General features: G+C 61.7%; 27 protein-coding genes. 10 read left to right on the top strand and 17 right to left on the bottom strand.

Annotation, left to right across the window (positions count from 1 at the left end):
• Positions 1 to 55: 55 nt before the first annotated feature.
• Entirely contained in the window at positions 56 to 526 is a 471-nt protein-coding gene (locus tag BW978_RS02645) for an Lrp/AsnC family transcriptional regulator (RefSeq protein ID WP_054149026.1), read from the bottom strand.
• Between the two features lie 166 nt (positions 527 to 692).
• On the opposite strand from BW978_RS02645, the gene BW978_RS02650 reads away from it, so the two are divergent.
• The 5 genes from BW978_RS02650 (at position 693) to BW978_RS02670 (ending at position 5210) form a co-directional block, all read left to right on the top strand.
• Entirely contained in the window at positions 693 to 1865 is a 1173-nt protein-coding gene (locus tag BW978_RS02650) for an amino acid aminotransferase (RefSeq protein WP_076391948.1), read from the top strand.
• A 4-nt stretch (positions 1866 to 1869) separates the two neighbouring features.
• Positions 1870 to 2496, top strand: coding sequence for a DUF6198 family protein (locus BW978_RS02655; protein ID WP_076391950.1), 627 nt, complete (start codon positions 1870 to 1872; stop codon positions 2494 to 2496).
• Positions 2497 to 2727: 231 nt separating this feature from the next.
• Entirely contained in the window at positions 2728 to 3462 is a 735-nt protein-coding gene (locus BW978_RS02660; protein ID WP_076391952.1) for a GntR family transcriptional regulator, read from the top strand.
• Positions 3463 to 3504: 42 nt separating this feature from the next.
• Complete coding sequence (kduD, locus tag BW978_RS02665; RefSeq protein ID WP_076391954.1) at positions 3505 to 4260, top strand: 2-dehydro-3-deoxy-D-gluconate 5-dehydrogenase KduD; 756 nt, start codon at positions 3505 to 3507, stop codon at positions 4258 to 4260.
• Positions 4261 to 4295: 35 nt separating this feature from the next.
• Positions 4296 to 5210 (top strand): sugar kinase, encoded by a 915-nt coding sequence (locus BW978_RS02670; protein WP_348529154.1) that lies wholly within the window; start codon positions 4296 to 4298, stop codon positions 5208 to 5210.
• A gap of 12 nt (positions 5211 to 5222) precedes the next feature.
• Here the strand turns inward: BW978_RS02670 and BW978_RS23485 are convergent, their stop codons facing one another.
• A complete protein-coding gene (locus BW978_RS23485) occupies positions 5223 to 5396 on the bottom strand; it encodes a hypothetical protein (protein WP_175616836.1) in 174 nt (57 codons plus the stop codon).
• 257 nt (positions 5397 to 5653) lie between these two features.
• On the opposite strand from BW978_RS23485, the gene BW978_RS02675 reads away from it, so the two are divergent.
• Positions 5654 to 6739 (top strand): PAS domain-containing protein, encoded by a 1086-nt coding sequence (locus tag BW978_RS02675; RefSeq protein WP_244551869.1) that lies wholly within the window; start codon positions 5654 to 5656, stop codon positions 6737 to 6739.
• 113 nt (positions 6740 to 6852) lie between these two features.
• Here the strand turns inward: BW978_RS02675 and BW978_RS02680 are convergent, their stop codons facing one another.
• Positions 6853 to 7314, bottom strand: coding sequence for a winged helix-turn-helix transcriptional regulator (locus BW978_RS02680; protein ID WP_083697467.1), 462 nt, complete (start codon positions 7312 to 7314; stop codon positions 6853 to 6855).
• Positions 7315 to 7441: 127 nt separating this feature from the next.
• Here BW978_RS02680 and BW978_RS02685 point away from each other — a divergent pair, with 127 nt between their 5' ends.
• Positions 7442 to 8341: an SDR family oxidoreductase gene (locus BW978_RS02685; RefSeq protein WP_076391960.1), complete on the top strand. Its 900-nt coding sequence runs from the start codon at positions 7442 to 7444 to the stop codon at positions 8339 to 8341.
• A gap of 138 nt (positions 8342 to 8479) precedes the next feature.
• Here BW978_RS02685 and BW978_RS02690 read toward each other — a convergent pair whose 3' ends face one another.
• From BW978_RS02690 to BW978_RS02710, 5 genes are all read right to left on the bottom strand, one after another.
• Positions 8480 to 9391, bottom strand: coding sequence for an SMP-30/gluconolactonase/LRE family protein (locus BW978_RS02690; protein WP_076391962.1), 912 nt, complete (start codon positions 9389 to 9391; stop codon positions 8480 to 8482).
• A 20-nt stretch (positions 9392 to 9411) separates the two neighbouring features.
• Positions 9412 to 10365 (bottom strand): ABC transporter permease, encoded by a 954-nt coding sequence (locus tag BW978_RS02695; RefSeq protein ID WP_139330281.1) that lies wholly within the window; start codon positions 10363 to 10365, stop codon positions 9412 to 9414.
• On the bottom strand, positions 10362 to 11309 hold the full coding sequence (locus tag BW978_RS02700; RefSeq protein WP_076391964.1) for an ABC transporter permease: 948 nt from the start codon (positions 11307 to 11309) through the stop codon (positions 10362 to 10364). Before BW978_RS02700 ends, BW978_RS02695 begins: the two co-directional genes overlap by 4 nt.
• Positions 11306 to 12772, bottom strand: coding sequence for an ATP-binding cassette domain-containing protein (locus tag BW978_RS02705; RefSeq protein WP_139330283.1), 1467 nt, complete (start codon positions 12770 to 12772; stop codon positions 11306 to 11308). The genes BW978_RS02700 and BW978_RS02705 overlap by 4 nt, the downstream gene beginning before the upstream one ends.
• A gap of 86 nt (positions 12773 to 12858) precedes the next feature.
• On the bottom strand, positions 12859 to 13875 hold the full coding sequence (locus BW978_RS02710; protein ID WP_076391966.1) for an ABC transporter substrate-binding protein: 1017 nt from the start codon (positions 13873 to 13875) through the stop codon (positions 12859 to 12861).
• 258 nt (positions 13876 to 14133) lie between these two features.
• Between BW978_RS02710 and BW978_RS02715 the strand changes: the two genes are divergently transcribed.
• The 3 genes from BW978_RS02715 to BW978_RS02725 are packed head-to-tail and all read left to right on the top strand — an operon-like array spanning position 14134 to position 16715.
• Positions 14134 to 15378, top strand: coding sequence for a GAF domain-containing sensor histidine kinase (locus BW978_RS02715; RefSeq protein ID WP_076391968.1), 1245 nt, complete (start codon positions 14134 to 14136; stop codon positions 15376 to 15378).
• A complete protein-coding gene (locus BW978_RS02720) occupies positions 15375 to 16097 on the top strand; it encodes a response regulator transcription factor (RefSeq protein ID WP_076391970.1) in 723 nt (240 codons plus the stop codon). The genes BW978_RS02715 and BW978_RS02720 overlap by 4 nt, the downstream gene beginning before the upstream one ends.
• Before the next feature lie 60 nt (positions 16098 to 16157).
• Positions 16158 to 16715, top strand: a complete 558-nt coding sequence (locus tag BW978_RS02725; protein ID WP_076391972.1) for a regulatory protein RecX — start codon at positions 16158 to 16160, stop codon at positions 16713 to 16715.
• 31 nt (positions 16716 to 16746) lie between these two features.
• Here BW978_RS02725 and BW978_RS02730 read toward each other — a convergent pair whose 3' ends face one another.
• The 9 genes from BW978_RS02730 to BW978_RS02770 all read right to left on the bottom strand — a co-directional run bounded on the left by BW978_RS02730 (position 16747) and on the right by BW978_RS02770 (position 25746).
• Positions 16747 to 17745: a sensor domain-containing diguanylate cyclase gene (locus BW978_RS02730; protein WP_076391974.1), complete on the bottom strand. Its 999-nt coding sequence runs from the start codon at positions 17743 to 17745 to the stop codon at positions 16747 to 16749.
• A gap of 93 nt (positions 17746 to 17838) precedes the next feature.
• A complete protein-coding gene (locus tag BW978_RS02735) occupies positions 17839 to 18891 on the bottom strand; it encodes an ornithine cyclodeaminase (protein ID WP_076391976.1) in 1053 nt (350 codons plus the stop codon).
• 194 nt (positions 18892 to 19085) lie between these two features.
• On the bottom strand, positions 19086 to 20366 hold the full coding sequence (locus tag BW978_RS02740; protein WP_076391978.1) for a TRAP transporter large permease: 1281 nt from the start codon (positions 20364 to 20366) through the stop codon (positions 19086 to 19088).
• Positions 20366 to 20893: a TRAP transporter small permease gene (locus BW978_RS02745; protein ID WP_076393152.1), complete on the bottom strand. Its 528-nt coding sequence runs from the start codon at positions 20891 to 20893 to the stop codon at positions 20366 to 20368. Before BW978_RS02745 ends, BW978_RS02740 begins: the two co-directional genes overlap by 1 nt.
• A gap of 65 nt (positions 20894 to 20958) precedes the next feature.
• Positions 20959 to 21933: a TRAP transporter substrate-binding protein gene (locus BW978_RS02750; protein WP_076391980.1), complete on the bottom strand. Its 975-nt coding sequence runs from the start codon at positions 21931 to 21933 to the stop codon at positions 20959 to 20961.
• A gap of 62 nt (positions 21934 to 21995) precedes the next feature.
• Positions 21996 to 22874 carry an amidohydrolase family protein gene (locus BW978_RS02755; RefSeq protein WP_076391982.1) on the bottom strand — a complete coding sequence of 293 codons (879 nt, stop codon included), beginning with the start codon at positions 22872 to 22874 and terminating at the stop codon, positions 21996 to 21998.
• Complete coding sequence (locus tag BW978_RS02760) at positions 22871 to 24010, bottom strand: mandelate racemase/muconate lactonizing enzyme family protein (RefSeq protein WP_076391984.1); 1140 nt, start codon at positions 24008 to 24010, stop codon at positions 22871 to 22873. Before BW978_RS02760 ends, BW978_RS02755 begins: the two co-directional genes overlap by 4 nt.
• Positions 24011 to 24027: 17 nt before the next feature.
• Positions 24028 to 24933, bottom strand: a complete 906-nt coding sequence (gene kdgD / locus BW978_RS02765) for a 5-dehydro-4-deoxyglucarate dehydratase (RefSeq protein WP_076391986.1) — start codon at positions 24931 to 24933, stop codon at positions 24028 to 24030.
• Between the two features lie 69 nt (positions 24934 to 25002).
• Positions 25003 to 25746, bottom strand: coding sequence for a FadR/GntR family transcriptional regulator (locus BW978_RS02770; RefSeq protein ID WP_076391988.1), 744 nt, complete (start codon positions 25744 to 25746; stop codon positions 25003 to 25005).
• Between the last annotated feature and the right edge of the window lie 121 nt (positions 25747 to 25867).

Genomic DNA, 25867 nt, shown 5'->3' on the forward strand with positions numbered 1-25867 from the left:
GGCTTTCTAAAGCTCGATACGATGACAAAGGGCGCCCGATCGGCGCCCTTTTTCGTTACGGCAGATAGCCGTAGGAGATCTTCGGACTGTCGAACACCATGGTCGACCTGATCGTCTTGATCTCGGCAAGGCGATCGAACTCCTGCCAGATCAACCGCTTGTAATCCGTCATGTCGCGGACCGAGATCTTCAGCAGAAAATCGAAGCCGCCGGCAACGGCATGGATCTCGACCACTTCGGGCAGTTTGCCGACATGTTCGATGAAGCGTTCGCCCACCTGCGGCGTCGTGCGATCAAGAGTGATTTCGACAAAAGCCTGGAGGCCGAGGCCGACACGCGGCGCATCGACCACGATCGCCTGCCGGATGATGCCGCTCGAATAGAGCCTGGCGAGCCGTCGTGAAAGTGGCGCGGCAGTCAGCCCGACACGCTCGGCGAGTTCCGCGTTGTTCAGGCTCGCATCGTTCAGAAGACAGGCAATGATCTTTCGATCGATCCTGTCCAGTGTGGCACTCTCTGCTTCCATTATCGATCTCTACTGTCCATCATTGCGCAAGATTCTATCGTCAAAGCTCAATATCTGGCAATGCACCTTAAGTTCGCCTGGCGTCGGGCATGAAATCCGCAGAGACTTTGCGCGGCAAACTTGATATCTCTCGTCCAACACAATTGCACTTTGACGAAGGTTCCCGATGTTCGACAAGCTCGCTTCGCAGCCCAATGACCCGTTGCTTGCCCTGATCGGGCTCTACAATGCCGATCAGCGCGCCGACAAGATCGACCTCGGGGTCGGTGTTTACCGTGATGATCTCGGGCGCACGCCGGTCATGCGCTCGGTCAAGGCGGCGGAGAAGGAGCTGCTGGAGAAGCAGCACAGCAAGTCCTATGTGGCACCTGAAGGCGACCGGATCTTCCTCGACCTGCTCTGGGATCTTGTCGGCGGCAAGGGACAGGACAAGTTTGCCGCGGGCGTTCAGACCCCCGGCGGTTCGGGGGCGCTGCGTCTCGCATCGGATCTCATCGCGCGCGCGGGCAGCGGCCGCATTCATCTTGGTCTGCCCAGCTGGCCGAACCATGCGGGTATCTTTGGCGCCACAGGCCTCAGCGTTGAGACCTATCCCTATTTCGATGTGCCGACCCAGGATGTTCGCTTTGCCAGCATGATGAAGGCGTTGAGCAGCGCCCCGCGCGGTGACGCCGTCCTCATTCATGCGAGCTGCCACAATCCGACCGGCGCCACACTGACATCAGCCCAGTGGGAAGAGCTGGCGACCGTGATCGCCGAGCGTCGCCTCGTGCCGCTCATCGATTCCGCCTATCAGGGCTTCGGCGCCGGTATCGAGGAAGATGCCGCTGGTCTGCGCACCATCATCGCTGCGGTACCAGAAGCCTTGGTCGCGGTATCTTGCTCCAAATCCTTCGGCATCTATCGCGAGCGCACAGGCGCGATCTTTGCCGTTGCCGAGACACAGGAAACGGCCGATATCGCCCGCTCCAATCTCGTAACCATGGCCCGCACCAGCTATTCCATGCCCCCGGATCACGGTGCGGCCGTCGTGCGCACGATCCTATCCACTGAAAGCCTGCGTCAGGACTGGATCGACGAACTGAACGGCATGCGCGACCGTCTCAATGGCCTGCGTCGCGAACTGGCCACAGCCCTCGGCGACGGTTGGCAGCTCGCGCCGCAGATCGCCGAGCAGCAGGGCATGTTCTCGCTCCTGCCGCTCAAGGAAGCTGACGTGCTGTCGCTGCGCAAGGATCACGGCATCTACATGCCGACCTCTGGACGCATCAATATTGCGGGCCTTAAGAGCCAGGATATTCCGCGCGTCGCCGCTGTTCTGAAACCGCTTCTGGGCTGAAACCATGACCACGACCACCGTGAATCAGGCGGGCGCCGAGCGCCATCGCCTCTATGAAGATGTGCTCGCGATGATTTCCGGCACGATGTTCGTGTCGCTTGGGACGTTGATTTACACCGAAACCATGCTGACGGTCGGATCGAGCGCCGGCCTCGCGCTGCTTCTGTCCTATGTCAGTGGCTGGGGCTTCGGCGTCATCTTCTTCATCGTCAATTTGCCCTTCTACATCCTGGCGGTAAAGCGCATGGGCTGGGCCTTCACGCTCCGGACCTTCACCGCCGTTGCACTCGTATCGATTCTGTCGAAGCTGAACGGCCAGTGGATTGATTTTTCCCATCTCGATCCGCTCTACGCGACGGTGATCGGCGGCGGCTTGATCGGTACTGGCCTGCTGATGCTTTTCCGCCACCGCACGGGTCTCGGCGGCATCAACATCCTCGCCATGTATCTGCAGGACAAGACAGGGCTGCGCGCCGGCTATTTCCAGCTTGGCGTCGATCTGACGATCCTCGCAATCGCCTTCTTCGTGCTGCCGGCCGACCGGCTGGCACTCTCGGTGCTGGGCGCCGCCATCGCCAATCTGATCCTCGCCATCAACCACAAGCCCGGCCGCTACATGGGCCTCAGCTGAGGTCGCTGACGGCGCTAACCCGGCGCCGCGTTCAAGATGACCAGAGGGCGCCTTTGGACGCAGGCTTCGATGTGGGCATCCCACGAAGGGGACGGCTCGCTGCAGGATAGTGGTGATGACGTCGCTGGGCCTGCTGCGCAATCACCACAGCGAGGCGCTTTTCCACGAAGCTGCCATGACATTTACACGCCTCAGAAATTGATATACTAATATTTCAGTTGGGAGAGCGAAATGCGGGAGCCAGACAAGGGCAGTGGGAAAGTGCGCACCGTTCCCGTGGAGCATCATCGCGGAAGATCGCGTGATGGACGTGCCGCGACCCGGATCCATGCGGTCTTGCAGGACGAAATTGTCCGCCTGCAGTTGAAGCCGTTGGATACCCTGAACGAGAAGCAGCTCGGCCAGCGCTTCGGTGTCAGCCGCACGCCTGTGCGCGAAGCTCTACTGCGGCTGGCGGATGAGGGGCTTGTGGAGATCTATCCGCAGTCGGGCACTTTCGTATCTCGCATACCCCGCCGTGCGCTCTACGAGGCAATCCTGATCCGCAAGGCGCTCGAGGCGACCACCGTGTCGCTCGCCATTGTCGCGATGAAGGACGGGAGCCGTTTGCAGTCGCTCGAAGACAATCAGGCGGCCCTGATAAAAGCGGCCGAGGCCGGTGACATTCCGCTCTTCCACCGGATCGACACCGAATTCCACCAGTTGATCGCCGACATCGCCGGCTACCCCGGGATCTGGACGGTTATCGCGCAGGTCAAGGTCCATATCGACCGTTATCGGTTCATCACGCTGCCCCGCTCAGGGCGGCTGGATATCGTCATCGCCGAGCATGCGGCGATCATCGACGGGATCCGTGACCGCGACGACGGCGCGGCGGTACTGGCCATGAGCCAGCATATCGGCCGCATGACCGAGGAACTGGACGACATCGAGCATCTGGATCCCGACCTCTTCATTGACGCCTAGATCGATCAGGCGATCCTTTCCAGAAATCCCGGGAGTAGCATTATGAAACCATCCTTCGACCTTTCGGGCCGCACGGCCATCGTCACCGGGGCCAATACCGGCATTGGTCAGGCCATCGCAGTGGCGCTGGCCAGCGCTGGTGCCGCTGTTCTCGGCGTCGGCCGATCAGGCATGGACGAAACGGAGGCCATGATTGCCGCTGCAGGCGGTCGTTTCGCATCCTTTGCCGCCGACCTGTCGACCATCGAGCCGGTCGACGACATCGTCGAAGCGGCGGTATCCGCTTTCGGCTCTGTCGACATTCTCGTCAACAATGCCGGCATCATTCGCCGTGCCGATGCGATCGACTTCACCGAGGCCGACTGGGATGCCGTCATGGACGTCAACCTGAAGACGGCCTTCTTCCTGTCGCAGGCCGCTGCCAAGCGCATGATCCCCAATGCTCGCGGCAAGATTATCAACATCGCCTCCATGCTCTCTTTCCAGGGCGGGATCCGCATTCCCTCCTATACCGCGTCCAAGAGTGGCCTCGCGGGGCTGACCCGCTTGCTGGCATGTGAATGGGCTGCCAAGGGCATCAACGTGAACGCGATTGCGCCGGGCTATTTCGTCACCAACAACACGACCGCCTTGCGGGAGGACCTGAAGCGATCCAGTGACATTCTCGGCCGGATCCCGGCAGGCCGCTGGGGCAACCCGGAAGAGCTCGGTGGCGCCGCAGTCTTCCTGGCCTCGGACGCCTCGGCTTATGTGCATGGCACGATCCTGCCCGTCGACGGCGGTTGGCTGGCGCGCTAGGTAACAAACGGGAAGCGACAAGGCGGGGGATGAAGATGGGACGGATCGTATCGATCGGCGAATGCATGGGCGAGCTGTCGGAGACCGGTTCACCCGGCATGCTGAGCATGGGGTTTGCTGGAGACACGCTCAATACCGCCTATTACCTGCGTCACAGTCTGGGGGAGGACTGGCAGGTCGACTATGTGAGCGCCGCCGGTACGGACGGGCTCTCCGACAGGATGGTCGATTTCCTGAAGAGTGAGGGCATCGGGACCGACCATGTCCGCCGCCTGGCCGACAAGACGATCGGGCTCTACTACATCACCTTGAAGGACGGCGAGCGCAGTTTCACCTATTGGCGCAACGACAGTGCCGCAAGGCGGCTCGCAAGTGATCCTGCCGCCCTCAACCGTGCACTCGAGGGCGCGGATCTCGCCTATTGGTCCGGGATCACCTTGGCCATTCTCTCGAACCAGGATCGGCTGGCGCTGATCGAGGCGCTTGGCCATTTCGCGGGCAAGGGCGGAACGGTTGTCTTCGACCCCAATCTCCGGCCGCGTCTCTGGGACAACCCGGAGACCATGCGCGGCTGGGTGCATCGTGCCGCGGCTGTCAGTGACCTCTGCCTTCCGTCTTTCGAGGACGAGGCGACATGGTTTGGAGATGCCGATGCAGCCGCGACGGCGAGACGTTATCAGGCGGAAGGGGCACGAAGGGTCATCGTCAAGAACGGAGCCGACGACGTCACTTTTGCGGGTGGCAGCGGCGAGCTATTCCGCTTCTCCGTCCCATCGGTCGAGCATGTCGTCGATACGACCGCTGCAGGCGACAGTTTCAACGCTGGCTACCTGGCTGCAGAACTGAATGGCGCATCTATCGAGAATGCGGTTGCTGCCGGCGCCAGACTGGCGGGTAGAGTAATCGGCGCCCGGGGAGCTTTGGTACCGGATGCCGTAACGCAGGCCTGAGGAGCTTTTGGCTCAAGCCGGCGCCGCAGCGCCGCCGCCGGCGAGCGTGAAATAGGCCCAGGCAACCCCAAAAGCCGCCACGATCCCTACCCAGATCAGGATTTTGCGCATCGAAGGAGAAAGGCTGGCTTTCTGCTTCGGCGGCTTTTCTTCGGGCGGGCGCTCGAACTTGATGACGTTCGACATGCTATGGCTCTCTCGTGATGCTCGTCTGGAAGCTTCCTGCCATGATCGTGCGACAACAACAAGCCTGCTGCTTGCGTGTTTGCTGATGCATGTGGCGGTGGCTTCGGTAACACGCGCATTCACAATCTTCCACTTCACCCTTGTCGGCAGCCTCCGGCGTCGCTAGCGTCCGCGTTCAAGGGAAAACACGGCCAGCAGACCGAGGTCGAGAGCTTTCCCATTGGACGCATGATGGACTTTGCTGAACTGCAATGAGAATGTTTCTTGACACCGCCCTGGGTGATGCTTCTTCCGGACAGGAGGGAGACGCGTCTACAGCCGGGAGGAAGATATCAGGCGTTTCGTCGACCCATTTCCTGAAACTCGTGGAAGAACACGGCAATACCGGGTTCTGGACCTGTGATCTCGTAACCGGTGAATGCAGCTGCAGCATGGGTCTCCTGCGTGTGATCGGGCTTGAGCAGGCCCGACCGTTCCGAATGACGGATCTGGTGGATCAGGTGCATCCCGAGGATCGAACATTCTGCGAAGATATCTGGTCGCTGATACGCTCGGGTGTGCCGGTGAACCGGAATTTCCGCATCATCCGCGGTGACAGGACTGTACGCTGGGTCGAGTTCCGGTCCGAAGTGGTCCTCGACGCCGAGCAGCGTCCGGCCCGCGCCATCGGGCTGCTGCAGGACGTCTCGCAACAGCATGAGAGCCGTCAGGCGCTGGACGAAAGCACCGGGCGCTACAGAGCATTGATCGGCGCCTTCGCGACCATGGAATGGCGCGCGACGGCCGCTGGCGAGCCCGTGTTTTCCCATGGATGGGCGAAGCTCACCGGGCAGCATGAGTCGGATATACTCGACGGGAACTGGCTGAGCGCGGTTCACCCGGATGATCGTGACGCGGTGAGCGCCGCCTGGCAACAGGCTGTGGCCTCGCTCTCCCCCTATAGGTCCAATCAGCGCATCCGCCGGGCGGACGGGGAGTATGAATGGTTTCATGCTCGCGCAGTGCCTGTGCTGCACAAGGGTGGACGCTCGCATGAATGGCTGGGCATGATCATCCGCCATCAGGACTTTGCCATGCTGGGCAATGGCGGATCTGCCGCCGATCCCACGGTGACGCCGATGCAGATCCGGGCGGGACGGGCCATGTTGCAATGGACTCTCGAAGACCTCTCGCGGCAGTCCGGCGTATCGGTCTCGTCGATCAGGCGGATCGAGGGGGAGGGAGAGCGTTCGACGCGGCCGGCTTCGCTGAGCGCGATCCGCGAGGCCTTCGAGCGGGAGGGCCTGGCGTTCAGCGATGGCAACACCGTATCACTGCAGCGCTTCCCCGTGCCGAGGAGCTGATCCCTCCGGGTCGTGTCCTCAGCTGCTGATCCGGGGCGTGCTGACGATCTTGAGGAACTGCGCATTCAGGGCGTGTGCGATGCCTTGGCTCAAGTTCACGCCAGGCACGTCGATCAGGCGGCGGCGACCTTCTTCTTCACGGGCGGATTTTCGGCATCGTAGATGGCCCGCGCCTCGCGGATCCGACCGTGATGTTCCGCCGTCCAGACCACCAGGGCCGCGACAGGCCCCAGCAAGGATTGCCCGAGCTCCGTCAGTCTGTACTCGACACTCGGCGGCTGGGTCGCGAAGACCTCGCGATGAACCAGGCCATCACGCTGCAGGCTGCGCAATGTACCCGTGAGCATCGCCTGCGAGATGTCGGGGATCGCCCGCTTCAGCTCGCCGAAACGATGCGGCCTGTAGCCGAGCGTCTGCAGGATGAGGGAAGCCCACTTGTCGCCGATATGGGAAAAGACATCGCGAACTGGGCAATTCCCGGCATCGAAAACCGTGTTCGCCGGCGTTTCGATCATGGCCATCACCGAACGGATCGCCGCGGTGTAATCGGTCTTCGTCTTCCCATGTGCTGTCATCGGTACCATCCTCAGAACCTGGTTCTAAAAAACTGCCTACTTTACGGCAACTAGAAGGTCTGAAATATAGACCTACTCTACAAATTAAACCATCCCTAAAGTTTAGGGTCCAGAAAATGAGAGAACCATGACTGCGAAATATCTTGTCACCGGCGCATCGGGCCAGCTCGGCCAGCGCGTTGCCCATCATCTCCTTGAGACCTCGGGCGTAGCCGCAGGCGACATCATCGCTGCCAGCCGCAAGCCGGAGCAGCTGGTAGAGCTCGCTGCAAAGGGCGTGTTGGTCCGCCGGGTCGATTTCGATGATGTCGCATCCATGGAGGCCGCATTCGCCGAGGCCGAAAAGGTGCTGATCATCAGCACGGATACGCTTGACCGGCCGGGGCATCGTCTCGTTCAGCATCGCGCGGCCGTCGCCGCAGCTGAAAAGGCCGGTGTCGCCCATCTGCTTTACACCTCGATGCCGGAGCCCGTGAACTCAGCTCTGCTCTTCGCCCCCGACCACGAAGGGACGGAAGCGGCTATCGAGGCAAGCTCGGTGCCGGCCTGGACCATTCTGCGCAACAACTGGTATTTCGAAAACGTCATGATGAGCGCTGGCCCCGCCCTTGCCTCGGGCCATTGGTATTCGGCGGCCGGTGACGGCAAGGTGGCGCACATTTCGCGCGATGACATCGGTCGTGCGATTGCCGCAGCGCTCGTCGCCGCTGGCAACGAAAAGACCGTCTACACGCTGACGGGCTCCTCTTCCTACACGCATCGCGAAATGGCATCCCTCATCTCCGCCGCTGCCGGCAAGGAGATCACCGTGATCGATGTTCCGGTGGAAGGCCTCGTCCAGGGCATGGTTGGAGCCGGTCTGCCCGAACCCGTCGCGCGCGTCTTTGCCTCTATCGATACGATGGTCGGAAACGGTGGTCTGGCTCGCATCACTGGTGACTTTAAGTCGCTGACGGGCACGGAGCCGCAGAGCTTCGAAAGCTGGGTGGAGAACCAGGCCGAAGCTTTCAAATCCATGACTGCGTGATCGCTTTTGGTCACGTAATCGCCTCATCGGCCGCCGCCAGGCCGGTCCGGTCGTGCCATATCCCACACGTGGCATGACCGCGCGACCGCCCGTTCTCCCGAACGGGCGGTCTTGCTTGTTCAGGAAATCGAGCGATCCTCAGGGCGTCTGGGTGCCCCGTGTCCCGGTATAGATCGCGTAGAGCGAAGTCGAGGCCGTGATGAACAGGCGGTTCTTGCGCGGTCCGCCGAAGGTCAAATTGGCGACCGCCTGCGGCACCAGGATCTTGCCGAGCAGGGTGCCGTCGGGATGGAAGCAGTGTACGCCGTCGGCAGCACTTGACCAGAGGTTTCCGTCGACATCCGTCCGCATCCCGTCGGGAATGCCCTTGTCGATATGGGCGAAGACGCGCCCGTTTGTCAGCCGCTTGCCATCGGTCACATCGAAGACGCGGATGTATCTTGGAGCGTCTGGTTTGTGGCTGGCGCCGGAATCGGCGACGTAGAGCAGGCGCTCGTCCGGCGAGAAACAGAGCCCGTTCGGCTGCAGGAAATCGTCGATCACGACGCTGAGCTCGCCTGTCGCAGGATCAAGCCGGTAGACATTGCGGCTCGCCTGTTCCTCGTCAGCCTTGTAGCCCTCGTAATCCGAGAGAATGCCGTAAGATGGATCGCTGAACCACACGCTGCCGTCGGATTTCACCACCACGTCATTGGGGGAATTCAGCCGCTTGCCCTGGTAGCGATCGGCGAGCGTTGTGATCGTCCCGTCGATTTCGGTGCGGATGACGCGGCGCCCGCCATGCTCGCAGGAAACAAGCCGTCCCTCGCGGTCACGGGTATTGCCGTTGATGAAATGCGAGGGCGCACGATAGATGGAGGTGCCTGCACCCTCGATCCAGCGCAGCACGCGCTCGTTCGGAATGTCGCTGAATAAGAGATAGCCGCCATCGTTGAACCAGACGGGACCCTCGGCCCACCGGCAGCCTGTATAGAGCTCTTCGAGAGCGGCGCTGGAAACGAGCAGGTCGCAGAAGCGGGGGTCGCGGATCTCGTAATGCGGGTTTTCCATGGGACGATCCTGGCAGGGCTTCAGGTTTTGCCGGTGCTGCGGGTGGTCGGCAGCATGATGACGGCGATGATGATGAGACCGGTGAGAATGAGGCGGATGCCTGCGCCAAAACCGTAGGTATTCAGCATCGAAACGACAAGGAACATGAAGAGCGAGGCGCCCCATATCCCCGGAACATTCGCATTGCCGCCGGCAACCGCCGTGCCGCCGATAACGACGACGGCGATCGACATCAGAAGATATTCCGTGCCCATATTGAGCGCCGCACCGCCAGAGAAGCTGGCCAGCAGATAGCCGCAGAGGGAGGCGAGCACGGCGCAAAGCAGGTAAGTGACAAGACGCGTGCCGTCGATCGGAATGCCGGCCATACGCGCAGCCCGGATGCTCTGGCCCATCGCGGCAATCGAGCGACCATAGACAGTGCGGTTGATCACGTACCAGACGATCCCGGAGAGCACCAAGGCAACGAGCGCGACATTTGGCACGCCGGCCGTAGACGAGGTGGTGAAGTCCGCAAGCCAGCTTGGCGGCTTGATGCGCAAGCCCCGGTTCGTCCAGATCGCCGTGGACTGCACGATGAAGCTCATCGACAGCGTCGCGATGATCGGCGGAATGCGGAGCAGTTTGATGAGCGCGTAATTGCCGATGCCGATCGCGATCCCGACACCGATGGCGACCAGCAGCCCGGTCAGGATCATGCTGTTCTCGACATTCATGACCTTGAGCGAAACGGTCGCTGCGAGCGTCATGTTGGCGGGAACCGAGAGGTCGATATTGCCAGGGCCGAGCGTGATCACCAGCATCTGACCAAGGCCGACCAGCACCGAGAAAGCGCCGAAGGTGAGGGCCGCCTGAGCCAGCCCGACGGTGCTCGCCCCGCCCGTGAAGACGATGGTGACAAGGAACACGCTGGCGGCCGCGATGAAGGACCAGATCCAGGTCCGGGAAAAGAGCGTGGAGAGTGCCTGGATCATGACTTGCCCTTCCGGCCTTCGGCGCGATTGAGGGCAAGGCGCAACGTCAGCACCAGGATCAGGATCGCGCCTTGGGCGCCGATCTGCCAGTCCGGCGAGATCCGCAGGAAGGACAGGAAAGAGCCGGCCAGCGTCAGGGTGAGCGCACCGATGACAGCACCGATCGGCGAAACGCGCCCGCCGACGAATTCGCCGCCGCCGAGAATGACACCGGCGATCGAGAGCAGCGTGTAGCGCAGCGCAATGTTGGCGTCCGCTGATGTGGTTAGCCCCACCAGCGCCATGCCGGCGAGCACCGCAAAGAAGCCGGCGAGACCATAGACGGCCGCCCGCGCACCGATGATCGACCATCCGGCCCGGGCGACAGAGCGGCTATTGCCGCCCACCCCGCGCAAGACGACGCCGAAGGATGAGCGCATGATTACGTAGTGGCTGACAACGGCGATCAGGATGCTGGCGACGATCGCCATCGGAAGCAGCGGCGGCTTGACCGTCATGATAGCCCGGATCCAGCCGGGGGCCTCGCCACCGGGTGCCGGCAGGATGAGGACGGCAAGTCCGCCCCAGACGAAACTCATGCCGAGTGTCACCACGATGGAGGGCAGATCCCGAAGGTGGATCATCACACCGATCAGGGCGTAGACGCCGATCGCGGCCATCAGAATGAAGACACCCAGCAGAGGCGACGACTGCAGGTAGGTCGCCGTCACACAGGCCACGAAGCTCACGAAGGTGCCCATCGACAGATCGAGGTCGTTGACCGTCATGATCAGCATCTGCGCAATGGTCGCGAGCGCAATCGGCACCGCGAGATTGAACAGCAGGTTGAGCCCGGTATAGCTCATGGCCCTCGGCTGAAGATAGAAGACGGCGGCCAGCAGCCCGACCAGCGAAAGAGCCGGGATCAGCAGGCGCAACCCGTCGGCTGAGAAGAACTTCGTCATGCGGCCTCCTGGAAGGAGGCGGAGAGGATGTTTTCTTCCGTCACCTCGTCGCCCTTCAGTTCGGCAACGATCATGCCGTTGTTGAACACATAGACGCGATCGCAGAGGCAGACCTCGTCCATCTCGGTCGAGTACCAGACGAAGGTCCGCCCGGCGTCAGCCTCCTGGCGCAGGATGGCATAGACCTCCTGCTTGGTGCCGAAATCGACGCCGCGCATCGGGTCGTCCATCAAAACAACGGGTGCACGGCTTGCGAGCGCTCGGGCGAACAGAACCTTCTGCTGGTTTCCGCCCGAAAGCGACAGGATCGGATTGTCCATGTCGGGGGTGCGGATGCCGATCCGGTCCTTCCAGGTCTGTCCCAGCGTCCTTTCCCGATCGAAATCCAGGGTCTGCAGCCGCGACAGATCCGGCAGGATGCCGATGCTGAGGTTTCTGAGGATGCTCCACAGCGTGAAGGTGCCGTTGACGGCTCGGTCGCCGGCCACGAAGGCCACTTCGGGGTCATCGGCCCTCAGCCAGTTGCCGGTTCGGGATTCGAAAAGGCCGACCAGCATGTCCGTCTGGCCGTGCCCGCCGAGACCGGCGAAACCGACGATTTCACCCTTCATGGCCTGGAAGGGGAGGCCGCGTCCGCGCACCGGCGCTGCGGTCAGCACACTTGCCGTGTCCGTCCTCTCTAGGTGCGTGCGGGCCTCGCGCGTCTTTACCACGCTGCCCATGGCCTCGATCAGGCCATGTTCCGAAAATTCCTCGGCCGGCCTCTGGCTGACCACCCTGCCATCCTTCATGACGACGATGCGGCTGGAGACGGAGAGTATTTCGCCGAGAATGTGGGAGATGAAGAGGATCGAGCCGCCATCGCGGACAAAGCGCTCGACATAGGCGAGCAGCTGTTCGGCAAGCCGCGCATCCAGCGACGACGTCGGCTCGTCCAGGATGACGAGACGGACGGGAGCGCCGATCTCACAGAAGGTAATCGCGATCTCCACCATCTGGCGTTCCGCGATGGTGAGCGTGCCGACGGCCTCGTGGCAGTCGATCGAATGACCTGGGAAGATTTCCTGCAATTTGCTCTCGATCAGGGCTGCCCCCCGCTTCCGCCAGCCCCAGCCTTTGAGGCTCCGATGCATGACGCGGGTATTCTCCACGATCGTCAGGTTCGGGCAGAGCGAGAGCTCCTGGAAGACGCAGCGAATGCCGGCCTCGCGCGCAGCATTGATGCTGTGGCCGCCGCTGCCGTGACCGTATCGGATGGTGCCGTCATGCGGGCTGAGCCCGCCATTGATAACGTTGACGATGGTAGATTTGCCGGCGCCATTGTGGCCGACTAGGCCGACGCATTCTCCGGCGCCGATCTCAAGCGTGACGCCGTCGAGCGCCTTCACTGCGCCGAAACTCACTCTCGCATCCGTAACGCTGACGACGGGCCGTCCATCGCCCTTATCGAGCATGGCATTCATACTGAACAACTCTCTCACTCAATCGCCAAAGGTTCCCCACACCGCCCGGCCCGAAGGCCGGACGGTTCGGGGAGGTTTCCGGTCGATTACATCGCAGAACCGATGACCTTCTGGGCGTCTTCGAGAGAATACTCGACGTTTGCGACGCCGCCTGCCTGGGTATTGGCGAGGTTGGCTTCGAGATTGTCCTGGTCGATGCGCAGGAAGGGAACGACGAGGTCCTTCTTCACTTCTTTGCCGTCGAGGATCTGCTGGGCGACCCAGAAGGCGAGCGTCGAAACGCCGGGTGCAATCGAGACCGACATGGTCTCATACTGGTTGGCGTCCTTCTGTTCCTTCCACCACTTCAGCTCGTCCTCGCGATTGCCCATGACGATGACGGGCATCGGACGGTTGGCAGCCGCAATCGCCTGGGCCGCACCATAGCCATCGCCACCCTGGGTCACGACACCAACGAGTTCCGGCAGGCTCGGCAGAATGCCGGCGACGGCCTTCTGCGCGACGTCCTGCGCCCAGTCGCCATGCACGGAGCCGACGATCTTGAATTGCGGGAACTGCTCAACACCGGCATGGATGCCGGCCGAGATTTCGTCATCGACGAAGACGCCGGCAAGGCCGCGGATTTCGAGCAGGTTGCCGCCCTGCGGCAGCTTGCCGGAGAGATATTCGACCTGGCTGCGGCCCATTTCCTTGAAGTCGACGGCGATGCGCCAGGCGCAGGGTTCGGTGACGATGCCGTCGAAGGACACGACGGTGATGCCGGCATCACAGGCTTCCTTGACCGCACCGTTGAGCGCGGTCGGCGAGGCTGCGTTAATGACGATGGCGTCATAGCCCTGCAGGATCATGTTCTGGATCTGGGCTGCCTGTTCGGTCGCCTGGTTTTCGGCGGTCGTGAAGGCGTCGGCGGCTGCGACCTGTCCGGCCTTCACGGCCTCGCCGGTCACCTTTTCCCAGCTGGTCAGCATGGCCTGGCGCCAGGAATTGCCGGCATAGTTGTTCGAAAGGGCAATCTTCTTGGCCGAGGTGTCGGCCATTGCGGGCATGGATGTGGCGATAAGGCACAGTGCCGCGCTCGCCAGAAGGGTTCTGCTGGTCTTCATGATCTCACTCCCTGTTGTCCGGCGCTCTTGGCGCCGGTTTCCTCCAAACAGCCGGACGTGTCCCGGTCTGAATTCCCCGCCGAGTTCCTCTTCTCGGCAGGATCAGGATGGAGGCAACGGCGACGTCTGTACAGGTTGGGGACGGCAGGACGTTTGCGGGAATTACGCAAAGTCCTGCGGGATCCCGCAGGACGACCACCCTCTCGAGATGTGTTATGAAAGAGATGCGGCCGTGGGAGTGGTCGCGGGGAGGACATTATGCTCAAGATCGCGCCGTCAGCGCTGCTCGATCACTATCTCGGCATTTCCCGGCTTCTGGCCGGTCAGCTCGATTTCCGTTCGGCGATCAAGGCCGTTGGTGTCGAAGTATCGCATATCGTGCCGCATGACCACCTCGATGTCTGCATCACCATGGTCAACGGTCTCTACCACACGGCCTATGAGACCGGCCTCGATACCTTCTGGGGTCAGACAACACCCGCTCCCGTGGCGAGCAGCCCGATCCGCACCCTGCTCTGGGGCGAAATCGACTTCCTGCTGACGGATGATGCACAGCAGGAGACGCGCTACCACGTCGACACGCCCTTCACCCGCCCGATCTTCGAGCACAATCTGCGCAGCCGTCTCCATGTGCCGCTCAAGGTGCGCGGGGAAGTCATCGGCGCGCTCAGCTGCTCGTCGCACGCGGTCGGTTTCTACACAGAGCAGGACGTGGCCAATGCCCAGTCGATCGCCGATCTGCTCGCGCCCTACTTCTTTGCCTTGAGAGCCGCCGAACAGGCCAAACAATCGGCGATCGTCGAGGCCGAGGCACGCGCCCGCGAGGAGGGGCTGCGGGCCGGTGCCTTGAGCCTGACGGAAGCACTGGAACGTGAGCGGCAGCGCATCGGTATGGATCTGCATGACCAGACGCTTGCCGACCTCACCCGTCTTTCACGACGCATCGACCGGCTGATGCAGGAAGGCGAGGTGAAAGGCGAGGCGCTGGAACCGGTTGGGCGCGGCCTGCAGCATTGCATGCAGGACCTCCGCGAAATCATCGAGGAGGCCAAACCCTCGGTGCTGCAGCTCTTCGGCTTTGCCCACGCCATCGAGAACCATCTCGACCGCGCCGTACGTGATCACGGCTCGCAGCTTGCCTGGAGCCTCAGCGACGACACAGACGGTCTGATCGACACGATCGACCAGTCTGTCCGCATCGCCCTGTTCCGAATAGCGCAGGAAGCCATCAACAACGCCGTGCGCCATGCGCAGGCAAATGTCCTGGAGTTGAAGTTGAAAAGTACGGCACACGCCCTGACGATCGAGGTGGCCGATGACGGCCAGGGGCTTTCACGCTCGGATCGCAGCGCCGGAGGCGGCATCGACAACATGGTGACGCGGGCGCGGCTGATTTCCGCCAAGTTGACGCTGGGCACGGCGCGAGAGGGTAAAGGGACCGTGATGCGCGTGCAGATGCCGCTCACCCTCGCCAAGGCAGGATTGCTGGAGGTATCCAAGTGAAGGTTCTCATCGTCGAAGACGATCCGCTGCATCGGTCGTATTTGCTGGAGGCCGTCTGTGCCGCCCTTCCCGAATGCGACAAGGTCATCGAGGCCGGCAATGGGGCCGAAGGCGAGCGCCTTGCGCGCGATCACAAGTCCGCCCATGTCGTCATGGACCTGCAGATGAACGCGCGCAATGGCATCGAGGCGGCGCGCACCATCTGGAAGGAACGACCCGATACGCGCATCCTCTTCTGGTCGAACTATTCCGACGAGGCCTATGTCCGCGGCGTCTCTCGTATCGTGCCGGATGGGGCAGCTTACGGCTACGTGCTCAAATCCGCTTCCGATGAGCGCCTCAAGCTCGCGCTCCGCAGCATCTTTGTCGAGGCGCAATGCGTCATCGACCGCGAGGTGCGCGGCATGCAGCAGAAGAGCCTTGGCCAGGTGAAGGGCTTCAGCGACAGCGAATACGAGATCCTGGTCGACATCGCGCTCGGCCTCACCGATCGCACGATCGCCCGCCGTCGGGGCCTGTCCATCCGCAGCGTCCAGAACCGCCTTCAGCAGCTTTACGAAAAGCTCGGCGTCTACCAGATGTCGGTCGAGGATAGCGACGAGGGACGCTTCAATCTGAGGGCAAGGGCAGTGACGGTTGCGCTTTTGCGCAAGCTGTTGAACTACAGCGCTCTGGAGCGCGCCGAAGCCGAGCTTGCGGAGTGGCTGCGGTCTCATTGACCGATCCCGACCGCCCAGATGCCTGTTGACGATCGCCCGCGAAGTTGGGAGACCGGGGCAATGGATGAACCGTCGAAAGCCACTGAAGATCAGCCGACGCCACGCATGTTGGCCTGGGCGAAGAACTCGGCTGCCTACCGGCTTGCCAAGCGCATGATGACCGAACGAGAACTCGCCGACGCCATCAGGCGCAAGGCGCGCAGCAAGTTCGAGGATGTCAGTGAAGCGCAGCTAAACGCGCTGGCCGAGGCAGCTCTCGCTTTCGGCCGCAACATGAAGGCGCTGGACGACCAGAACTATGCGGAGATCCGGGCGAATTCGGCGGCGCGCAGCGGCCGCTCCAAGCGCGCAATTGCCCGCAAGCTTGCTGAGAAGGGTGTGGACCGCGCTATCGTTGAGGCAGTCCTGGTGGACGCCGACGATTTTCGCTCGGCCGTCGTCTATGCGCGCAAGAAGGCCTTCGGGCCCTTCCGCCGGCCGGATGTTGAAGCCGACGACGCCCGCTGGAGCAAAGAGATCGCCTCCTTCGCCCGCCAGGGCTTCGGCTTCGATCTGGCCAAGCGTGTGCTCGACATGGAGCGTGAAGAGGCGGAGGATATTCTCCTCGGGCCTGCGTGAACGGATCAGGCTGACGGGCAAATGGTCTGTTTCAAGACCCTTTGCGCACGCTGCCGACGCCAGGGATGATCTCCGCAGGCAGCGCCCACGAGCAGGTGATCCGATTCCGGCCGTTCGCCTTTGATTGATAGAGGGCCTCGTCCGCGCGCCGCAAGGGATCTGCCAGACCCTGGTCGCTCTGATCGAGCATGGTGACACCGAAACTCGCCGTGACAGCGCCATCGACTTCTGGCCTCCGCGAACTTTCGATGGCCTGGCGCAGGCGCTCGGCGACGGCAAGCGCGCTCTTGGTTGTAGCCCCCGGCAAGAGAACGGCGAATTCCTCGCCTCCCATGCGTGAGATCACATCGCCATCGCGCAGGACGCCACGGCATACCTCCACAATCTCGATCAGCACACGATCGCCTGCCATATGACCAAAGCGGTCGTTGATCTGCTTGAAGTGATCGATGTCGAAACTGATCAGGGCAATCGACGGTGGCGCCATTCGTCCGACAAGCTTCTCCAAAGTACCGTGGAAGGCCATACGAGATGTGGCACCGGTGAGCCAGTCTTGATCGATCTGCCGCCGGAGCTCCATTTCCCGCATTACCAGGGCGGCAAGCGATTGCAGGATCGCCATTTGTCGCTCGTCGAAGTGTCGCGGCTCCCGATCCATGATGCAGAGTGAGCCGAGGCGTGCTTTTTCCGAGGTGACCAGCGGAGCGCCTGCATAAAACGCGACGTAAGGTTTTCCGATGACGAAAGGGTTTCGCGCCGTCCGGATGTCCTGTCTTGTGTCGGCAATCACCAGAACGTCGTCGCTGCGAATTGTCTCGTTGCATATCGCGTGTTCGCGCTCAGTTTCACGCAGGTCCAGACCGATATTCGATTTGAACCATTGGCGCTTGTCGTCAAGCAGCGATATCAGCGCGATCGGCGCGTCAAAGATCAGACGCGCCAGGGCGGCGATCCGTTCGAAGGGCTCCTCATGCGGCGTATCGAGAATGCCGTACTGATGGAGTATGTTCAGGCGTTCGACTTCATTCATCCGGCCGGACTCCTTGGAGATGAGGGACACTAGGCCGCAAACATTTCCGCCAACTTAAATTCTGCACGAACCCCTAGATCTTGGGGGGGGGGCTTAGTCCTTGGCCCGCTGGAGCATTCCGAACAGGTCGCGCGGATCGTCCGGATCGGCGATCAGGTCGACAGACTGGAAGAAGGCGGTCCCGCGAACCCGCTCGCGCACATAACGCAAAGCCGAAAAGTCCTCGATCGCGAAGCCGACGCTGTCGAACAGCGTGATCTGCTTGTCGCTCTTGCGGCCCTCGATCTGACCGGTGACCACCTGCCAGAGCTCGGTGACGGGATAGTCCGGATCCATCTGCTGGATCTCGCCTTCGATCCGCGTCTGCGGCGGATACTCGACGAAGGTGTCGGCACGGGAGAGGATGTCGCGATGCAGCTCGGTCTTGCCGGGGCAGTCGCCGCCGATCGCGTTGATGTGCACGCCAGCGCCGACCATGTTGTCCGTCAGGATGGTCGCATACTGCTTGTCGGCGGTGCAGGTGGTAATGATCTGCGCGCCTTCGATCGCCGCCTGTGACGTGGTGCAGGCCGTGACATGCAGGCCGGAGCCCTCCAGGTTGCGCCGTGTTTTCTCCGTTGCCTTCGGATCGATGTCGAAGAGCCTGACATGCGTGATCCCCAGCACCGCCTTCATCGCCAGCGCCTGGAATTCCGCCTGGGCGCCATTGCCGATCATCGCCATGGTGGTTGCACCCTTCGGTGCCAGGTGACGCGCGGCCATGGCAGACGTTGCCGCTGTTCTCAGCGCCGTCAGCAAGGTCATTTCCGTCAATAGGACCGGATAACCGGTTGAGACATCGGCGAGCAGGCCAAAGGCGGTGACCGTCTGCAGGCCCTCCGCCATGTTTTTCGGGTGGCCGTTCACATATTTGAACGAATAGATCTCGCCGTCCGACGTTGGCATCAGCTCGATCACGCCTTCCCGCGAATGCGAGGCGACACGCGGCGTCTTGTCGAACAGAGCCCAGCGGCGGAAATCGGCTTCAATGACATCAGTCAATTCGAAGAGCACGCGCTCGATCCCGATGTGATGCACGAGCCGCATCATGTTTTCGACGCTGACGAAGGGGACGAGGGCTTTTTCCGAAGGGGCTGGCGCTGTCATGATCCACCGGTTGAAGAGGAAGGTTGGATCACTGTAGCGGTGGTCGCGCTTCGCCGAAATGGCGAGAATCTGTCATTTTGTGTGGTTCACTTGCCATAATGACAGCATCGAATGTGCACTATGTTGCTCGGACAGGTAAAGAGGCAGGGGCCGAGGCCCCTGCTGAGAACCCTCGGAATGCGAGGGCGGGAGGATCACTTGAACTGCGCTGGCAGCCAGAGCGATATCTCGGGAATGAAGGTGACCAACAAAAGCACCGTCACGCAGGCGCCAAAGAATGGCCAGATCGTCTGCATCGCCTCCCGGATGGTGATCTTGCCGACGGCACAGCCGACGAAAAGCACGGTCCCAACCGGTGGCGTGATCAGACCAATCCCGGCGTTCAGGATCATGATGACGCCGAAATGCACGGGATCGATGCCGAAGGCCTGAACGATTGGCAGGAAAACTGGTGTCGTGATGATGATCAAAGGCGCCATGTCCATGAAGGTGCCGAGCAGCAGAAGCACCACGGTGATCAGAAGCAGGACGACCATCGGATTGTCCGAGATCGACTTGACCACCTGGATGAGCGTGAGTTGGACCTGCAGGAACGACATCAGCCATGCAAAGGCAGCCGCCATGCCGATGACGAGCAGCACCAGTGACGTAGTTTTCACCGCGCCGAGGATCGCCTCGACAAAGCCGCTCCAGTTCAGCTCACGATACACCAGAACGGCGACGAGGAAGGCGTAGATAACGGCGATGCAGGAGCTTTCGGTCGCCGTAAAGACACCGGAACGCACGCCGCCGAAGATGATGGCGATCAGCAGCAGACCGGGCAGGGCGGCGAAGAAGAACACCAGCAGCTTGCCGAAGCCCGGAAAGGGTTCGGCCGGGTAACCGCGTCTGCGGGCCACGACATAGGCGGTAACCATCAAGGCGACGGTCAGGAGCATCCCGGGAATGATGCCTGCGGTGAAGAGATCAGCAACCGAGACCGTTCCTCCCGCCGAGATCGAGTAAAGGATCATGTTGTGCGACGGCGGGATCAACAGCGCGATCAAGGCCGAGCTGATCGTGACATTGACGGCGTAACCGCGGTCGTAGCCGCGCGCCGCCATCTGCGGCACCATCAGGCCACCGATCGCTGACGCGTCGGCCACGGCCGAGCCCGAGATGCCGCCGAACAGGGTCGAGGATACGATGTTGACCTGTCCGAGGCCGCCGCGCATGTGGCCGACAAAACCCGATGCGAAGCGAATGAGACGGAAGGCGATCCCCCCGCGGACCATCAGATCGCCCGCGAAGATGAAGAACGGGATCGCCATCATGGCAAACACGTTCATTCCGGAATTCAGTTGCTGGAAAACCACGATCGGTGGGATGCCGATATAGAGGACCGTCGCAAGGGAGGCGATCCCCAGGCAAAAGGCGATGGGCATGCCGAGCAGCATGAGAAAGGCGAAGGTGCCAAATAGGATCGTATAGGCCATCACACTACCTCGGTCTGGGCAACGTCGTCCACCGCAGGGACAACGGGGCCGATGAACGTGTCAACGAAGCGTTCGAGCGCGAAGATTGCGATCATAGCGCCACCGACGATGAGCGGGATGAAGTCTATGCCACCCGGCCAACCGAGCACCGGGATCCGGGCTGTCCATGTGCCCATGGCCAGCTGCGTTCCGTAGTAGGACATGGCGCCGCCAAACAGGCAGATCAGGCCAAGGCTGACGAGATCCATCAAGCGCTGGACGCGGGGCGCCATGTTGTGGCGAACGATGTCGAGCCCGAGATGCACGCTTTCGCGCACGCCGACGGCCGCACCCAAAAGGATGAACCAGGACATCAGCTGGAGCGACAGGGGCTCGGACCAGCTCGGTGTGTCGTTGAGCACGTAACGGCCGAAAACCTGCCAGCCAATGATGATGGTCATCAGGACCACGCCGAGGCCGGCGAGATAAAGGCAGGCGAGGCTAAGCCAACTGAGGCCGGGCCTGACAGCCCGCATGAAACGCGACATGGATCCCTCCGAAATCCAGGATAAGAAAAAACCGGCCGCATCTTGGATGCGGCCGGTCTGTTGTTTCACTTGACGGCGCGAACGCGCTCGACCAGATCCTTCATCTTGGGATCGGTGATGAACTTGTCATAGACCGGCTGCATGGCGGCGGCGAACTCCGCCTTGTCGACGGTGATGATGTTCGCACCCGATGCACGGATCTTCTCTTCCGATGCCTTTTCGCGGGCCTGCCACAGTTCACGCATCTTGCCGACGGATTCCTTGGCGGCTTCCCGGATGATCGTCTGGTCTTCCGGTGTCAGCTTGTCCCAGGTGACCTTCGAGATGGCGAGGATTTCCGGGGTCAGCGAATGGTCGGTCAGCGTGTAGTTCTTGGCAACTTCGAAGTGACGCGAGGACTCATAAGAGGGCCAGTTGTTTTCGGCTGCATCCACCACGCCGGTCTCCAGCGACGAGTAGACTTCGCCGAAGGGCATCGGTGTCGGGTTGGCGCCGAAGGCCTCCATCATCGCGATCCAGAGGTCTGACTGCTGGACGCGCACCTTCATGCCCTTGAGGTCAGCAAGGCTGTTGATCGGGGTTTTGGTCGAGTAGAAAGAACGCGCGCCGGAATCATAGAAGGCAAGCCCGATCAGGCCATGCGGTTCGAAGGCCGCCAACACTTCATCGCCGATCTCGCCATCGACCACCTTGTGCATGTGTTCGGTGTCGCGGAACAGGAAGGGCAGGCCGAACACGACCGTTTCCGGCACGAGATTGTTGAACGGCGCGCTGTTGACGCGGTTCATGTCGATCACGCCGAAGCGCGTCTGCTCGATCGTATCCTTTTCGGTGCCGAGCGCGGCATTGTTCATCACCTGAATGGCGATGCGACCATTGGTGCGTTCCTTGACCAATTCGCCCATGAACTTGACGGCGTCGACCGTCGGATAACCATCGGGATGGATGTCGGCGGAACGCAGCGTGATTTCCTGGGCGAAAGCAGCACCCGCACCAAGGGTGAGCCCCATCGCGAGGCTGAGCATTGCGGCAGTTTTCATTGGTCTTCCTCCTCTTTGATTGAGCCGTCGAAACCTCCCGTTTCGACGGATTAGCAGTTCGGCTATCGGTCTCCTGAAGGCACGATGCCGAAAAGTTCTGTCGGGTTGTCCACGAGCGCGAGACGGCGGGCTTCCTCGTCGGGCAGCCAGCCGAGTACGGTGTCGGCAAGCGCGGCATCGTCTGGATAGTCGGCCTGTGCGCGCGCCAGATTGTGGGGCCAGTTGGATCCCCAGACGATGCGTTCGGGCGCATGCGCCGCAATCGATCGGGCAACAGCGGCCACGTCGACAAAATCGGGCCCGCCTGTCTTCGAGGACTCGTAGGCGCCGGCGAATTTGAACCAGCAACGCCCGCCGTCGATCAGCCGCTTGGTGGCCTTGACCTGCGGGCTGTCGGGCGTGACGCCACAGAAGAACTTGCCGTGATGGTCGAGTACCCAGCGGGATTTCAGTTTCGAGAGCCGCTCCTCGTAGTCGAGGATGTCGCTACCATCGAACTGGATGGCGATCATCCAGTCGCGGCTGGCCGCAATCGCATCCACTTCCTCAAGCTTGGTCAGATCGGCGGCACCGCCCGGCAGGTTCATGATGCGCGCGCCCCGCACGCGTGCTGCCGAGAGGCGATCAAACTCGGCTTCGCTGGTGCTGGCATCGACGGCTGCGATCCCCCAGGCGATGTCTCCGAACCATTCAAGGCAGGCGACGAGATTGGAATTGTCCAGCTGATGCGCCATGCCCTGCGTGACGATGACGCGATCGATGCCGATCCAGTCCATGAACTGCCGGTATTGTTTGGGTGTCGGCAAATCACCGGCTGGAAGGCCAGGCCCTCCGGGCAGGGCCGGATAGCCGGGCAGATAGGCATGCATCTGCGTGTCGATCGCACCCTTGGGCAGGGTGATTGCAGGCTTACGACCGGAGAGGGGGCGGATCAGGCTCATGCCTCGTCCTTCATCTTGAATTCCTGGAGGGCATCGCGGTTGATTTTGATGCCAAGCCCGGGAGCGTTGGGGATGGCGACGACGCCATTCTCGTGTTCGATCGGCGTCTGGATCACGGCCTGGCGGAAGGGGTTGTCGGTACGATCGAATTCGAGGATCGGCTCGATCGGGTTGACGCGAACCGGATCCGGAATCATCGCGGCGATGAACTGCAGAGCGGCTGCGATATGGACTGCCGTCCCCCAGACATGCGGCACAACCCGTACGCCGTGCAGCGCCGCGAGATCGGCAACGCGTTTCGCCTCGGTGAAGCCGCCGACACCGGCAAGATCCGGCTGGATAATGTCGATTGCGCGGGTCTCGATCGGTTCCTTCATGCCCCAGCGGCTTTGCCAGGTTTCACCGCCGGCGACCGGGATCGGCTGTCTGGCTCGCACTTCGCGATAGGCGGCGAGGTGTTCGGGAACGACAGGCTCTTCGAACCAATCGAGGCCATACTCGGCGGCACGACGACCGAATTCGACGGCTTCAAGAACTCCGTAGCCGTGATTGGCATCCGCCATCAGCCGCATCTCCGGACCGGCTGCTTCACGGGCTGCCCGGATGACCCGCAGATCTTCTTCGATGCCGAAGCCGACCTTGATCTTGGATGCGTGAAAGCCCTGGGAGCGATAGAGTGCAATGTCGTTCGCATTGTCCTCGACCCGATCAACGCCGTCGCGCTTGAAGCTGCCGGTCGCGTAGGCCTTCACGCTTTCGCGGAAGCGTCCACCGAGCAGCGTCGACACGGATGTACCGAAATGCTTGCCCTTGATATCCCAAAGCGCGATGTCGATGCCCGACAGTGCGGTGAGCGTCAGGCCGCGCTGGCCCTGGTCGCGAAGGGCGTTATAGAGAACCGCCCAGATCTTCTCGGTCTCCAGCGGGTTCATGCCGATCAGCCAGTTGCGATAGGCCGCGACCACTGCCGCATTCGGCCGGGCCGGCCCGAGGCATTCGCCCCAGCCCGTCAGCCCGTTGTCGCAGACGATCTCGACCAGCACATGCGCCCGCCGGTCGAAGCGCATGGAAGCGCTCTGGAACGGGACGGCGAGCCTGTGCTCGAGAAGATGGGTGCGAACCTCTGCGATCTTCATGTCAGCGCGTCCTTTGCTCAGCGCTTCCACGGCGCGATAAGCTTGGCCATCATCTCTTCTTCTTCCGCCGTCAGATCATCGAGGGGAGGGCGCACCTTGCCGGCGGCAAAGCCCTGCAGGCGAACGCCAGCCTTCACGGCCGATACCGCATAACCCTTGCGTCGGCTGCGGATGGCCATGAACGGATAGAAGAAGTCCTTGAGGATCGTCTCGCACCGCTCGCGCTCACCGGCGCGCAGCGCCTTGTAGAAGTCGACGGCCAGCCTAGGCACGAAGTTGAAGACGGCGGATGAATAGGTGGTGAAACCAGCGCCAAGATAGGCTTCCGCGAAGAGTTCAGCCGTCGGCATGCCGCCGAGATAGGTCAGACGATCGCCCATGGTCGCCGTGATCTGGCGCACGAGGCCGATATCGCCGGTGCCATCCTTGAAGCCGATCAGGTTCGGGCACTCGTCGCACAGGCGCTGCAGCGTCTCGACGCCGAGAACCGAATTGTCACGGTTATAGACCATGACGCCGATGCCGACAGATTGGCAGATGCGCTTGACGTGCTGGTACATGCCCTCTTGCGGCGCATCAATCAGGTAATGCGGCAACAGCAGGATGCCATCAGCGCCGACCTTTTCGACAGATCGCGCGATCTCGATGGCAATGTCGGTGCCATATCCGCAGCCCGAGACGATCGCTGTCTTGCCGGCGGCCTCCTTGGCGGCGGCAACCACGCGCGGAACTTCCGATGGCGTCAGCGAAAAGAACTCTCCCGTGCCGCCAGCTGCAAACAGTACAGGCGCATCGAAGCCGGATAGCCACGCCACATGCTCTGCATAGCTGTCGGACTTGAAATTCCCTGCGTCATCGAAATGCGTGACAGGAAAGGAGAGCAGGCCGGCGCCGAGCGCGGCCTTGATATCTTGCGGCGTCATGTTCGAATGTCCTCTCTTGGCCTCCTCCGGCCAAGTTGTCATACGTATTAACGACGCCTGTGTCAAATGTTATCGTACAGGTTGGCGCTGCTCGCGCAAAAGGGCGCGGTAGCGCGCCTGACTGCCGCGCAAATGTCGGCGCATCGCGTCGCGCGCGGCCTCCTCGTCGCCCTGCGAAATCGCCTCGACAATGTCTGCATGTTCGGCATCGATGAGGCGCAGATAAGCGGACTGATCTTCCTCGCCGTCTTCATCGCGCAAGGCGGCCCGCGGGATGACATTCTTGCCGATCATGGCCAGAAATTCACGGAAACGGGGGTTGTTGGTCGCTTCTGCGATGGCGAGATGCAGGGCGAAATCGGCTTCCGTGGTCGATTGCCCTGCCTCAAGACAGGCGCGGATAGCGTAGTGTCGTTCAAGTATGACTTCTTCCTGTGCGGGGGAGCGTCGCAATGCGGCGAGGCCTGCAGCCTCTACTTCGACTGCCGTTCTGAGCTCCAGCAGTTCAATCATCGACGAAACGCGCGCCGGATCCACATTGCCGATCAGCAAGGGGGCAGGTGTCGGCTCCTGAGGTGTGAGGACGAAAACGCCAGCGCCCTGGCGGGCCTCGACCAGCCGGTCAGCCCGCAGCGAAGCGATCGCTTCGCGCACGACGGTTCGCGACACGCCATGGGCTTCTGATAGCTGGGCTTCGCTTGGCAGCTTGCTGCCCGGTGGAAACTGGCCGGCACCGATCGCCTTTCTGAGCGTATCGCCAAGTCTCTGCACCAGGGTACCCGCGCCCGCCTCATTCCTTGCTTGCAATGCCATCCGTATTTCCCCGTCTTCTAAACGCCCCGGCTGCAAATATTCCATGCTTGCGCCTGCTTTGACCAGCCTGTGGCCCCCAAGGTCTACGATATTGACCGGGTAAGGGCAACCTGTATGATAA

This window comes from Rhizobium sp. RU33A, from assembly GCF_900156055.1.
Classification (GTDB): Bacteria; Pseudomonadota; Alphaproteobacteria; order Rhizobiales; family Rhizobiaceae; genus Allorhizobium.